The 13,208-nt window shown below is 53.5% G+C and carries 12 protein-coding genes and 1 pseudogene; all 13 read left to right on the top strand.

Annotated elements, in window-relative coordinates; translation table 11 throughout:
* Positions 1–5 precede the first annotated feature (5 nt).
* Entirely contained in the window at positions 6–836 is an 831-nt protein-coding gene (locus GXN74_RS08010) for a carbohydrate ABC transporter permease (RefSeq protein ID WP_162370416.1), read from the top strand.
* 13 nt (positions 837–849) lie between these two features.
* A complete protein-coding gene (locus tag GXN74_RS08005) occupies positions 850–1,986 on the top strand; it encodes an ABC transporter ATP-binding protein (RefSeq protein WP_162370415.1) in 1,137 nt (378 codons plus the stop codon).
* Complete coding sequence (locus GXN74_RS08000) at positions 1,986–3,107, top strand: ABC transporter ATP-binding protein (protein ID WP_162370414.1); 1,122 nt, start codon at positions 1,986–1,988, stop codon at positions 3,105–3,107. Before GXN74_RS08005 ends, GXN74_RS08000 begins: the two co-directional genes overlap by 1 nt.
* An 11-nt stretch (positions 3,108–3,118) precedes the next feature.
* Positions 3,119–3,577 (top strand): ribose 5-phosphate isomerase B, encoded by a 459-nt coding sequence (rpiB, locus tag GXN74_RS07995; protein WP_162370413.1) that lies wholly within the window; start codon positions 3,119–3,121, stop codon positions 3,575–3,577.
* Between the two features lies 1 nt (position 3,578).
* Positions 3,579–4,583: a dihydroxyacetone kinase subunit DhaK gene (locus GXN74_RS07990; protein ID WP_162370412.1), complete on the top strand. Its 1,005-nt coding sequence runs from the start codon at positions 3,579–3,581 to the stop codon at positions 4,581–4,583.
* A 27-nt stretch (positions 4,584–4,610) separates the two neighbouring features.
* Positions 4,611–5,243 carry a dihydroxyacetone kinase subunit DhaL gene (dhaL, locus tag GXN74_RS07985; RefSeq protein ID WP_162370411.1) on the top strand — a complete coding sequence of 211 codons (633 nt, stop codon included), beginning with the start codon at positions 4,611–4,613 and terminating at the stop codon, positions 5,241–5,243.
* Positions 5,244–5,295: 52 nt separating this feature from the next.
* Positions 5,296–6,372 (top strand): MDR/zinc-dependent alcohol dehydrogenase-like family protein, encoded by a 1,077-nt coding sequence (locus tag GXN74_RS07980; protein WP_162370410.1) that lies wholly within the window; start codon positions 5,296–5,298, stop codon positions 6,370–6,372.
* 90 nt (positions 6,373–6,462) lie between these two features.
* The gene (locus GXN74_RS07975; protein ID WP_162370409.1) at positions 6,463–7,986 is read left to right on the top strand and encodes an FGGY-family carbohydrate kinase; all 1,524 of its coding nucleotides are present in this window, start codon (positions 6,463–6,465) and stop codon (positions 7,984–7,986) included.
* A 21-nt stretch (positions 7,987–8,007) separates the two neighbouring features.
* Positions 8,008–9,048 (top strand): 2-hydroxyacid dehydrogenase, encoded by a 1,041-nt coding sequence (locus tag GXN74_RS07970; protein WP_162370408.1) that lies wholly within the window; start codon positions 8,008–8,010, stop codon positions 9,046–9,048.
* Positions 9,049–9,087: 39 nt separating this feature from the next.
* Positions 9,088–10,611, top strand: coding sequence for a xylulokinase (locus GXN74_RS07965; RefSeq protein WP_162370407.1), 1,524 nt, complete (start codon positions 9,088–9,090; stop codon positions 10,609–10,611).
* An 18-nt stretch (positions 10,612–10,629) separates the two neighbouring features.
* On the top strand, positions 10,630–12,129 hold the full coding sequence (locus GXN74_RS07960) for an FGGY-family carbohydrate kinase (RefSeq protein ID WP_162370406.1): 1,500 nt from the start codon (positions 10,630–10,632) through the stop codon (positions 12,127–12,129).
* 5 nt (positions 12,130–12,134) lie between these two features.
* Positions 12,135–12,782: an L-fuculose-phosphate aldolase gene (locus tag GXN74_RS07955; protein ID WP_162370405.1), complete on the top strand. Its 648-nt coding sequence runs from the start codon at positions 12,135–12,137 to the stop codon at positions 12,780–12,782.
* Positions 12,783–12,808: 26 nt separating this feature from the next.
* A pseudogene (locus GXN74_RS07950) lies at positions 12,809–13,208 on the top strand (transketolase); the annotation flags it as partial.

The following is a 13,208-nucleotide window of genomic DNA, read 5'->3' as shown; positions in this document are numbered from 1 at the left end:
TAACTATGAATCACAAATCGAAAGAGATGTTAAAATCAATAGGATTCACAGGCTTGCTTACAATCTATGCGATTTTCGCGATATTCCCGCTTTTCTGGCTGATCCTTCTCACATTCAAAAGCGATGCCCAGATGTTCAATACAACCTTTGTCTTCACACCGACGCTGGAAAATTACCGGATTGTCATCCTGCAGGGAACGGATTATGTCAAGGCCTTTATCAACAACATCATCGTCAGCGGTGGTGCAGTGCTCCTCTCCCTGTTGGTGGGGGTTCCGGGTGCCTATGCGCTGGCAAGATACAATTTCTCCAAAAAGGAGGACTTGGCATTCACCATCCTATCCTTCAGGTTTGCCCCCGAAATCCTGGTCATCCTGCCCTTGTTCATGATCTACCAGAAGATCGGCCTGTACGACACCTATTTCGGCCTGATCTGGGTTTACCAATTGATTACCTTGCCGCTTCTGATCTGGGTTCTTAGAGGCTACTTCGAGGATATTTCCGTTGAAGTGGAACAGGCGGCGAATCTGGACGGATATTCCTGGTATCAGGTGTTCTTCAAGATCCTGCTTCCCTTGATCAAGCCCGGCCTGGTGGCATCCGCGCTGCTTGCCTTCATCTTTGCATGGAACAACTTCACGTTCCCCCTGTTGCTCAGCGGATTCCAGATTGAAACGGTAACGGTAGCAGCCCTCAGGTACATCGGTTCCGACACGGTCCACTATGGCCAGATGGCGGTAGCGGCAGCGGTGGCGGCACTGCCCGAAGTCGTTCTGGCTCTGATCATCCAGAAACACCTTGTAAGGGGACTGAGTTTTGGAGCAGTAAAAGGATAAGGAGAGTATTCATATGGCAAAAATCGATTTGGTCAACGTAACGAAAAGATTCAACAAGACGGTTGCCCTGGACGGCATCGACCTGACGATCCATGATAAAGAGTTCTTTGTGCTTTTCGGTCCGGCGGGAGCCGGCAAGACGACCCTGCTGAAAGTCATCGCCGGCGTGGAATTTCCCGAAGTGGGAGAGGTGAGGATCAGCGATGAGAACGTGAACCTTGTGGAGCCTGCGAAGAGGAACATTTCCATGGTGTTTGAAAACTATGCGCTGTACCCCCACATGAACATATTCGACAACATCGCATCCCCCATGCGGAGCCCCCTGTATAAGAAAGATGAAGCGACAATCAAAAGGGAAGTGCACAAGGTTGCAAGCATGATGAAAATCGACCATCTGCTGGAACGTCTTCCCAGCCAGGTCAGCAACGGCCAGCGGCAGCGGACCGCATTGGGAAGAGCCCTGGTGCGGGATCCCAATGTCTTCCTGATGGACGAGCCCATCGCCCACCTGGATGCGAAACTCAGGCACGTCATGAGGGCGGAGCTGAAGGAAATGCAGCACGAATTCAGCACGACAACCATCTATGTCACCCACGATTACCTGGAGGCGTTGAGCCTGGGGGACCGGGTGGGAATCATCAATGAAGGGAAAATCGTCCAGATCGGAACGGGAGAGGAAGTCTACCTGACACCGGCCAATGAGTTTGTGGCGAGGTTGATGGGGGATCCTGAAATCAACATATTTGAAATCGATCTGGTGGATGAGGATGGTGTTCTGGGTGGGGTGATGCTTGGCCAGAAGAAGCCGCATCTGATACCGGAAGACGTGGCCAAGGTCATCAACGACGGCGGCTATACGAAAATCAGGATAGGCCTCAGGGGAAACGACTTCAACTACAGTTTCACGAAAGTTTCCCCCGAGTATATGGATGCGACCGTCTACAGTGTGGAGCCGATTGGAAACAAGACGATCCTTGTGGTCGACGTCAACGGAGAGAAACTGCGGGTCATCGCCCCCAATGATATCAAGGTCGAATTGGACCAACCGATCTACGTGAACGTAAAAATGGATAAAGCAATGTTTTTCAATGCCGAGGATGGAAACTTCATCATCAGGCATAATCAGAAGCAGTTGCTGGAGGTGGACTAATGGCGAAGCTGATCCTGAAGAACGTATTCAAAAGATATGAGAACAAGGACAAGAAAAAGAAGAAAGCGGTCAATCCCCTTGCGGTCAACAACTTCAGCCTGGAGACGGAAGACGGGGAATTCATCGGCATCCTGGGACCATCCGGTTGCGGAAAGACGACGAGCCTGCGCATGATCGCCGGCCTGGAGGATATCACCGACGGTGAAATCTACATTGGCGATATGAAAGTGAACGACGTGGACCCCAAAGACCGGGGCATCGGCCTGGCATTCGAAGACTATGCCTTGTATCCCCCGCTTTCCGTCTATGACAACATCGCGTTCAACCTGAAGGCAAAAAACGTATCTGCGGATGACATCAAGAAGGAAATCGACCGGATCGCCCCCATGCTGAAAGTTGAGGAATTGCTTGAGATGCGGCCGGCAAAACTCAGCGGCGGACAGAAACAAAGGGTCAACCTGGCGCGTGCGATCATCAGGAAGCCCAAGCTGTTGCTGCTGGATGAGCCCATGTCCCATTTGGATGGGAAAATGCGGCAGGTGCTGCGGATCGAGCTGCAGAGGCTGCACAAGGAAATCAAATGCACAACCATCATCGTGACCCACGACCAGTTGGAGGCCATGTCCTTGGCGGACAGGATCGCAATCATGAAAGATGGTGAGCTGCAGCAGTTCGGGACACCTTTGGAAGTCTATGACAATCCGGTCAATGAATTCGTTGCCGGATTCATCGGGGAACCCCCCATGAACATCAACACCGTAAAAGTAGAAAAAACCGACAAGGGAACCTTCTTCAAATTTGTCGATGCCGACATAGCGATACCTGTTCCGGATAGATACCTTCCTGTGGTGTCCGAAGGCATGAAGGTCAGATTGGGCGTAAGGCCCACAGACCTGATGATTGGTGATGAAAACAGCAAGGGGTCCGACGCCAAGATTTCCGTATTCGAGAACCTGGGAGAAGAAAGGAAAATCAGCTTCAGGGTAGGGACGGAGTTCCTTACACTGGTCACTCCGGATGAGAAGAGATACAAGCAGGGAGACCCGGTGAAGCTTGAAGTCAAGGCGGACAAGACCCATCTCTTCGACGTTGAAACAGGCGAAGTCATTCGTGCAAAATAGGAGGTAGAGCATTGAAAATAGCAATCGGTTGCGATGATGCCGCCATCGCATTGAAGGAAACGATAAAAATCCTGTTGGTTGAACTGGGACATGAGGTGGAGGACTACGGCGTATACACCCCAGAACCTTCCCTGTACCCCGATACGGCTGTAAAGGTCTGCGAGGGCGTATTGGCAGGAGACCAGGAAAGGGGAATCCTCATTTGTGGAACAGGAATCGGAATGGCCATTGCAGCCAACAAGGTGCCTGGAATCCGTGCAGCGGTCTGCCATGACCTTTTCTCCACCCAGAGGTCCATAAGAAGCAACGACTGCCAGATCATGACCCTGGGGGAACGTGTCATCGGCCCCGAACTGGCCAAAGAGCTGGTCAAGGTGTGGTTGGAGTGTGATTTCGCAGGTGGAGGATCCGCCGCCAAAGTGGAAAAGATCATGGAGTACGAGCAAAAATTCATCAGAGGAGGCAAATGACATGCAAAGAATGGTGAACAATCCGGATTACGCGGTTGAGGATATGCTGAAGGGATTCGTCAAAGTGCACAGCGACATCCTGGTGGGAACAGAGAACCCCAGGGTCCTGAAATACAAGGACGCGCCGGTGAAGGGAAAGGTCGGGATCGTAACCGGTGGAGGTTCCGGACACAAGCCCGCCTTTGCGGGATATATCGGAAGAAACATGGTGGACGCGGTAGCCGTTGGAGAGATTTTTTCCTCCCCGACAGCCAAGGCATTCTTCGACGCATTCAAGGAAGCCGATTCGGGGGCTGGAATCGCTTGTCTGTACGGAAACTATGCAGGTGACAACATGAACGTGAAGATGGCGATGAAGATGGCGGAAATGGAAGACATCACCGTCAAGACGGTTGTCGCCAACGATGACGTGGCATCCGCGCCCAAGGACCAACCGGAAAAAAGAAGGGGCGTAGCCGGCGAGATCTTCATGTGGAAAGTGGGAGGCGCCAAGGCTGCGTTGGGCGGAACGCTGGACGAAGTCATAGCGGTCGCCCAGAAGGCCATCGACAACACCAAGAGCGTCGGGGTGGGACTGGCACCGTGCACCATCCCATCCGTGGGGTCGCCCAACTTCCAGATCGAGCCGGGGACCATGGAAGTGGGTATCGGACACCATGGGGAGCCGGGAGTTAAGGTTATGCCTTTGGGAACCGCCGATGAAATAGCAGAAATCATGACCGACATCATCCTGCCGGACCAGCCTTTTATGTCGGGAGACGAGGTTGTCGTCCTGGTTTCCGGACTGGGTGCCACTCCGGTCATGGAACAGTATATCGTGTACAACCGGGTGGAAGAGATTCTGGCTGAAAAGGGCATCAAGGTACACAGGTCTTATGTGGGCAACTACTTCACGTCCCTGGAAATGATGGGTGTGACGTTGAGCATCTTGAAGCTGGACGAGGAGTTGAAGGAACTTGTCGACATGGAAGTGGATACAATGGGATTGAAGCAATTTAAATATTAAACGAAGACTTGCTCTGGAGGTATTTGAATGGAAAGTTTCAAAAATCAAGACGGAAAGAGGATTGTGGAAAATCTGATCAAGGTGATCCAGGAGAACAGGGATTACCTCAGCAAAATCGATGGTGAAATCGGGGACGGTGACCATGGAATCAACATGAACAAGGGATTCAGCATCTGCCAAGAGAGGATCGAAGGGAAGGACATGAACCTCACGGAAGCCTTCAAAACCTTGGCGATGGTCCTGATGACGGAAATCGGCGGTTCTATGGGACCGTTGTACGGGACCATGTTCATCGAGATGGCCAAGCAATCGAAAGGAAAAGAGGAAATCGACAAGGAAGTATTCCGTCAGATGCTTGCATCCGCCATTAAGGAAATCCAGGAGATCGGAAATGCGAAGGTGGGGGACAAGACGTTGATGGATACCCTGATTCCCGCCCTGGAAGCATACGAGGCCGCCATGGACGAAGGTTTTGCGACCGCCTTGGAAAAGATGTCCGCAGCCGCTGAGAGGGGAAAGGACTCCACCATTGACCTGGTGGCGAAAATCGGGAGGGCAAGCAGATTGGGCGAACGCTCCCGGGGGGTATTGGACGCGGGAGCGACCTCCTGTTGGCTGATGCTCAAGAGCATGGCCGATTCCATGGTCCAGATGGTGTAAGTGTACCGGTTGAGAACAAAACAATCATATTCGATACAAGGAGGAAAAATCGATGTCAAACTTGCCTACAACCATGAAAGGCCTTATGGCCTACGCACCTGGAGACTACCGCTTTGAAACGGACATTCCCGTGCCCAAAGCAGGTGAAGGAGAAATCATCATCAAGGTGGAGGCGTGCGGCGTCTGTGCCGGAGACGTGAAGGCGGAGCATGGTGCCGAATCCTTCTGGGGTGGAGAAGGGCAACCGGCTTGGATCAAGTCGCCCATGATTCCGGGGCACGAATTCATCGGACATATCGTGGAAATCGGAGAAAAGGTAAAGGGGTTCGAAGTGGGGGACCGGGTCGCCTCCGACCAGATCGTACCCTGCTGGGAGTGCAAATTCTGCAAGACAGGCAAGTATTGGATGTGTGAGAAACATGACATCTACGGTTTCCAAAACAACGTGAACGGCGGCATGGCAGAATACATGCGGTTGCCCAAGGGGGCATTGGTCTACAAGGTTCCCCAGGACCTGCCGATTGAAAAGGCGATTCTGATCGAACCCTATGGATGCTCCAAGCATGCGGTGGACAGAGGCAGCATCTCGAATGAAGACGTCGTGGTCATTTCAGGAGCGGGAACCCTGGGTCTTGGAATGGTGGGAGCGGCAAAGCTGAAGAATCCCAAGACGCTGGTCGTACTGGATATGAAGGATGACCGGCTGGAACTTGCCAAGAAGTTTGGCGCAGACGTGGTGATCAATCCAGGAAAGGACGATGCCGTCCAGATGGTGAAGGATATGACCGACGGATATGGCTGTGATGTATATATCGAGGCCACCGGACATCCCTCCAGTGTCATCCAAGGACTCACCATGATACGGAAACTGGGAAGATTTGTAGAGTTCAGTGTCTTCAACAGTGCTACAACCGTCGACTGGAGCATCATCGGCGACAGAAAGGAACTGGACATCCTGGGTGCCCACTTGAGCCCCTACTGCTTTGAACCGGTCATCGAATGGATCGGGAACGGGAAGTTGCCGACAGAAGGTGTCGTGACCCATCAGTATCCCCTGGAGAAGTGGGCAGAAGCATTTGAAATGGCGGGCAAGGGGGAAGGTTCGCTGAAGGTCATATTGAAACCCTAGTGGTTAAAATCAAGTGTATAGTGATGGCCGCAAGGCCGTTGCTATACACTTCCTTATAGCAGGAAGCATGTTCATTTGGAGGCGGTATCTATGGCAAAATATTTGATGGGTTTGGACAATGGTGGAACCACCACGAAGGCGGTGATTTTCGACCTGGAAGGCAATACGATTGCAATCTCCAACAAGCAGACGGAATTGCTTGCATTGGGTGGTGGAAGAACCGAGAGGGACATGGAACAGCTTTGGGAAGTCAACTGCGAAGTCATCCGGGAAGCGGTGGCTTCGGCGGGCATCGATGCGGAGGAGATACTGGGCCTTTCCCTGTCGGGGCATGGGAAAGGACTCTATCTTTGGGGAAAAGACAACCGGCCCGCATACAACGGCATCGTGTCGACGGACACCAGAGCCTACAGGTATCCGGAAAAATGGGAGGCGGACGGAACAGCCGACCGGATATTCGCCAAGACCTGTCAAAGGATCCTACCGTCCCAACCGGTTTCGCTGGTCCGCTGGCTGATGGACAATGAGCCCCAGGTCATCGAAAAGACCCAATGGATTTTTGGCGTCAAGGACTACATCCGGTTCAGGTTGACCGGGCAGGCGGCAGCGGAAATGACGGACTTTTCCGGTTCGAACCTCGTCAATATCAAGGAGGCGGCATATGACAGGGAGCTGTTGGATGCGTTCGGCCTTGGTGACATCTACGGAAAGCTGCCGCCGCTGAAATACTCCACTGAAATCACAGGCCATATCACCGAAGAGAGCTCGGGAAAAACGGGTCTGAAGGCGGGGACGCCGGTGGCTGCGGGAATGTTCGACATCGACGCCTCGGCCATTGCGATGGATATCACCGACCAGGACAAGCTCTGCGTCATCGCAGGAACATGGAGCATCAACGAATACATTTCGAAAGAACCGGTATTGAACAAGACGGTCATGATGAACTCCCTGTACTGCCTGCCCGGCTACTACCTGGTGGAGGAATGCAGCCCAACCTCGGCTGCCAACAACGAATGGTTCATCGGCAGATTCATGGAAAAGGAAAAGGAACAGGCCCGGAAGGAAGGGGCCAGCATCTATGAAGCGATGAACCGCATGGTGGAAGGGGTATCGCCGGAGGAACAGGACATCCTGTTCCTGCCCTACATCTTTGGATCGAATTACAACCCATTGGCCAAGGCCTGTTTCATCGGAATGGAGAGCCATCATTCAAAGGCCCAGATTGCAAGAGCCGTATATGAAGGCATCGTATTTTGCCACAAGGTGCATATCGAAAAACTGTTGAAGAACAATCCAAACCTGCGGACGGTCAGGTTGGCAGGTGGGGCCGCCAATTCGGCGGTCTGGGTGCAGATTTTTGCGGATGTGCTGGACCTGCCCATCGAGACCATCGATACGAAAGAGCTGGGGGCTTTGGGCGCCGCCATGGCTGCCGGCGTTGCTGCTGGTGTGTATGAAGACCTGCAGGATGCCGCAAAAAAGATCGTGAAAATCAAGGACCGGGTGGAGCCGATCCAGAAGAATGTGGAGACCTACAGGAGGAAATACCGGCTCTACAGGGAAGCGGAGGAAGCATTGGACGGGTTGTGGAAAAAGTTCCGTGTTTCCGAGTGATGTTGGGGAAAGGAGCAGGCAATGAAGATACTGGTTTTGGGCGACCACTTCCTGAAGAAGGAGATTGTGGAGCAAAAGCTTTCGGATGCCTTGAAAGGGTTTGAACAAGTGGAATTCATCGGCATGACGTCAAACTGGCCCATGACGCCCTTTGCGAAAAATGAGGAAATTGCGGAATATGAAGGGTCTGAAGAAGTAATCATAAGCGCCATAAAAGAAGCCGATGCTGTCGTCCTTCACGCGGCCCCGATCAGTGAAAGGGTTCTGGCGGCGGCGGAAAACCTGAAACTGATCGGTGTCGTAAGGGGGGGGCCCCGGAATGTCAACGTGGATGCAGCCACAAGACGGGGAATCCCTGTCATCAACACGCCGGGCAGAAATGCGGTGGCGGTTGTGGAATTCACCGTAGGGCTCATTCTGGCGGAATTGAAAAACATCGCAAGAGCCCACGCGAACATGGTGCAGGGCGATTGGCGGAAGGAATATTATCTGTATGACCAATGCAAATTCGAACTGACGGACAAGACAATCGGTTTGGTCGGTTTCGGGAACATCGCCTACCGGTTGAGCACAATCCTGAAGGCTTTCGGGATGCGGGTCGTCGCCTATGACCCCTTTGTTCCGGACCGGCAAATGGAAGCGTATGGCGTGGAGCCCGTCGGTTTCGAAGAGCTGCTGGAACGGTCGGACATCGTGTCCGTGCATGCAAGGCTCACCCAGGAAACGAAGGAGATGTTCAATGCGGCCGTGTTCAAACAAATGAAGAAGTCGGCCCTCTTCGTCAACACGGCAAGAGGCGGACTGGTCAACTACAAGGATCTGGCGGATGCCCTCGACAGCGGCGAAATCGCCTGCGCCGCACTGGATGTATACGCAGAAGAGCCAGTGGACTTCGACAGTCCGATCATGCGGTGCTCCAATGTGACGTTCACCCCCCATATCGCAGGAGCCACCAAGGATACGGTGCATTATGGGCTTGATCTGTTGTCGAAAGACATCGTAAATTTCTTCAAAGGCGAGAAAATCGACAATTGCCTGAATCCCTCCGTGTTGAGGGTTTAGCGGAAACAGGCGATAGGGATGCTTGGAGGGAGAGAGCGTATGGCTGAATTGCTTTTGGGAATCGATATCGGTACCACGAATGTGAAAGCAGCGGTTTATGACAGCGACCTGAAGTTCATTGCGGAGGCTTCCTCGGAACACCCGACAAATTTTCCTTTTGCGGGAGGAGCGGAACAGGATCCAATCCAATGGTGGGCGGGCGTAACAGCGGCAGTGAAAGAACTCCTGGGGAAGACCCAGGTGGACGCCCGCAGGATTGCCGGGATTTGCGTCAGCTCCCAGGCACCGGCATTGGTCCCCATCGACAGGGAAGGGAAGATTGTGCGCAATGCCATGATTTGGATGGACCGGAGAGCGGAAGGACAATGCGCCAAAATCAGGGAACAACTGGGGACGAAGGAAGTCCTTGCCATTACAGGGAACAAAATCGACCCCTATTTCCTCTTGGGAAAGATGCTGTGGTTCAAGGAAAAGGAATACGAAAAATATGCGGTGACGGACAAAATCCTTCAAGTGAACGGCTACATCAACTACAAGCTCACGGGGAAATGCACCATCGACAAAGTGCATGCCAGCCTTACGGGCATCTATGACATCCATCGGGGCACCTGGTCCCAGACAATCCTGCAGGCGCTGGGACTGTCCGGAAACAAACTGCCCGAAGTTTATGGTTCGACGGAAGTCATCGGGACGGTGGGAAAAGAGGCGGCCCAGGCCATGGGGCTCTCCGAGGGGATTCCGGTGGTTGCAGGCAATGTGGATGCATCCTCGTCGGCGCTGGAATCAGGTGTCCTGGGGGAAGGGGAAGCGGTCGACATGACAGGCACCTCGACAGTCTTGATGATCGGTTCCGGCAGATGGAGAAGCAGTGAGACGCTCGTCTCCATGCACCATCCCGTCGGGAACAATACCCTGCTTTTCGGTCCGATCAGCTCCACTGGCGCATCCTTGAAATGGTTCAAGGACCAGCTGGGCAAGCAGGAGACGGAAGCCGCCAGGGAACTGGGGTTGGGATGCTTCGACATCTTGAACCTGCAGGCCCAGAAAGCCAATCCGGGTGCAAACAATCTGGTGTTTTTGCCCTACATGGCGGGAGAACGGGCACCCATCTGGGATACCAATGCCAGAGGCGTGTTCTTCGGATTGAACTTCAACACCACAAAAAACGATATGGTTAGAGCTATTCTGGAAGGCTCGGCCTTTGCGCTTCGACAGAATATGGAGGAAGCCGCAAAGATGGGAGTGGAAATCAAGAACCTGCGTGCTGTGGGCGGAGGGAGCAAGAGTCCCCTATGGCTGCAGATCAAGGCGTCCATCACCAAGACACCCGTCATCACAATTGAAAAAGCATCCAGTGGAGCGTTCGGGAATACTCTGCTTGCGGGGCAGGGGATCGGATTGTACGGAGACATCGCCTCCGTGCTAAAAAACAACATCAAATTCAAGACGGTGTATACACCGGACGAATCCCTGTACGACCGGTATGACAAGCTCTATGACATCTACAAGGCAATCTATATGAACACCCGGGATGAAATGCGCAAGCTGTCGCAGATGGGATGAGGGATAGGAGGTGATTGCATGTATCTGCTCGGGGTTGACGTCGGAACTTCCAAAATAAAGGCGGCTCTTACGGATTTTGGGGGAAAACAGTTGGATATGGAAAGCATGCCCGTAAAAACCCTCCACCCCTTTGAAGGCGCTTCGGAAATCGACATGGATGCCCTTTGGGGGTCCTTCTGCAGAATCGTCAAAATCCTGGTGGAAAGGAATCCGCAGGTGGCTGGAAAGGTTGAAGGGATCGGTGTCACAGGTCAGGGAGACGGATTATGGGCGATCGACGGGCAGGGAAAGCCGGTGGGGAATGCAATCCTGTGGAACGACACCAGGAGCAAGTTCCTGCAGTTGGACAACAGGGAGGAAATAGACGACATCTGTGTTCGCCACAATGCCAATGTGGTGTACGCGGGATCCTGGCATATCCTCCTCCGGTGGATGAAAGAGCATAAGAGGAAGGAATATGATTCCATAGCGGCATTGCTGCACTGCAAGGATTGGATCAACTACAAACTGACAGGAGCCATCGGCACGGACCATTCCGATGCGTCCACAGCGCTGCTGGACACCTACGAGAAGACCTATGCGACGGAAATCCTGGATGCCATGGGATTGGAAGGCAAAGGGGAACTCTTTCCCAAGCCGGTGCCCTCCACCACTGTGATCGGCAGGACCACGAAGGCGGCTGGTATGGAAACAGGGTTGGAGGAAGGGATTGCGGTGGTGGCCGGATCCATTGATGTCGCAGCGGTGGCTCTTGGCCTTGGAGTTGCGGAGACGGGGAATGCCTGCACGATCATCGGCACCACGCTGTGCAATGAAATCGTACTTGAAAAAGGGAATCTGGATTTCAGGAACAATATGGTGGTCTGCCACATACCGGAAGAACGATATATGAGCGTGATGCCTACTCTGAACGGGACATCCGCCATCGACTGGATCAAGGACATGCTGTTTCCCGGGGATGGATTCGATGTGCTGGAGAAAAGGCTCTCGGATGTTCCCGTAGGCAGCGGAGGGGTTGTCTTCCACCCCTACCTATATGGGGAAAGGGCGCCCTTCAGGAACCCCTTCGCCACAGGAAGTTTTTTGGGCCTGACAGTGACAAGCACGAAGGATGACCTGGGAAGGGCTGCATACGAAGGATTAGCCATGTCCCTCTGTGAATGCTACCGTTCCTTTCCCGACATTTACGATTCCATCCGTGTCTCGGGAGGCGGAGCCAACAGCCGGCTGCTGTGTCAAATCATCGCAGACAGCATGGGAAAACCAGTCATACGTCCCAACGAGGAAGAGCTTGGAATCAAGGGAATCATCCGGACGCTCCAGCTGGGCTTGGGACTGGAAGAAGCTTCCAATAGAGGGTATCTGGAGGGGAGAGACGAGGGCGCATCCGTCTTCATCCCGGATGAAGGAAACCATCGGGAATACGAAGCTATTTTGGAGAGATTTTTGGATTTGAGGAACCAGATGGCAAGCACATGGAAGAGAGACTGGAAAGGCCAGCATAGAAACGAGAGGTAGAAAATATGATCATGCAGAAAGAGCGGGAAGAGATTGTCCGATACTGCCAGAAGCTCATCACCACCGGATTGACAACCGGTACCGGAGGCAACATCAGCATCTACAACGAGGAGCTGAAGCTGATGGCCATCAGCCCCAGCGGCCTGGATTATTTTGAAACGACCCCGGAGGACATTGTCGTCATGGACTTGGAAGGGAAGGTGGTGGATGGAAAGAGAAAGCCTTCCAGCGAATATGAGATGCACAAGATATTTTACGAGAAAAGGCCGGGTGTCAATGCCGTGGTGCATACCCACTCCAAGTACTCCGCAATCCTGGCCTGTCTGCGCTGGGGAATCGAACCGACCCATTACCTGATCGGGTTCGCAGGTCCCAATGTGCGCTGTGCGGAATACCAGACGTTCGGCACGACCGCTTTGGCAGAGGCGGCTTTGGAGGGAATGAGGGACCGGTATGGGGTCCTTCTGGCGAACCACGGCTTGCTGACATGCGGTCCCGACATCCGGTACGCATTCGACACGGCGGAGGAAACAGAGTTTTGCGCTGAAATATACTACAAGGCAAAGCTTGCAGGGAATCCGGTCGTCTTGGAGGATGACGAAATGCAGATTGTTTTGGAGAAATTCAAATCCTATGGCCAAAAAAACAAATGATCATAGATCAAGGAGGAAATAATCCCATGAATCAGAAAGTAATCGCAAGCATCCGGCTGCTGTCCGCCCAAATGGTGGAAAAGGCCTGTTCGGGCCATCCCGGCCTGCCCCTGGGGGCGGCCCCCATGGCCCAGGTCCTGTGGTCCAGGCACCTGGACTTCGACCCGGCGGCCAGCCGCTGGCCGGACCGGGACCGGTTCATCCTTTCCGCCGGCCACGGCTCGGCGCTGCTGTACTCCCTGCTGCACCTCTACGGCTACGACCTGTCCATGGAGGACCTGAAGAACTTCCGCCAGTACGGAAGCAAGACCCCCGGCCATCCGGAATACGGCCACACGGACGGGGTGGAGACCACCACCGGCCCCTTGGGCCAGGGCATCGCCAACGGGGTGGGCATGGCCATGGCGGAACGGCATCTGGCGGCAA

Origin of the sequence: Anaerotalea alkaliphila (assembly GCF_010179735.1) — a bacterium.
Classification (GTDB): domain Bacteria; phylum Bacillota; class Clostridia; order Lachnospirales; family Vallitaleaceae; genus Anaerotalea; species Anaerotalea alkaliphila.
The sequence above is the reverse complement of the archived record's forward strand: the minus strand, read 5'-3'. Positions and strand labels throughout refer to the sequence as shown.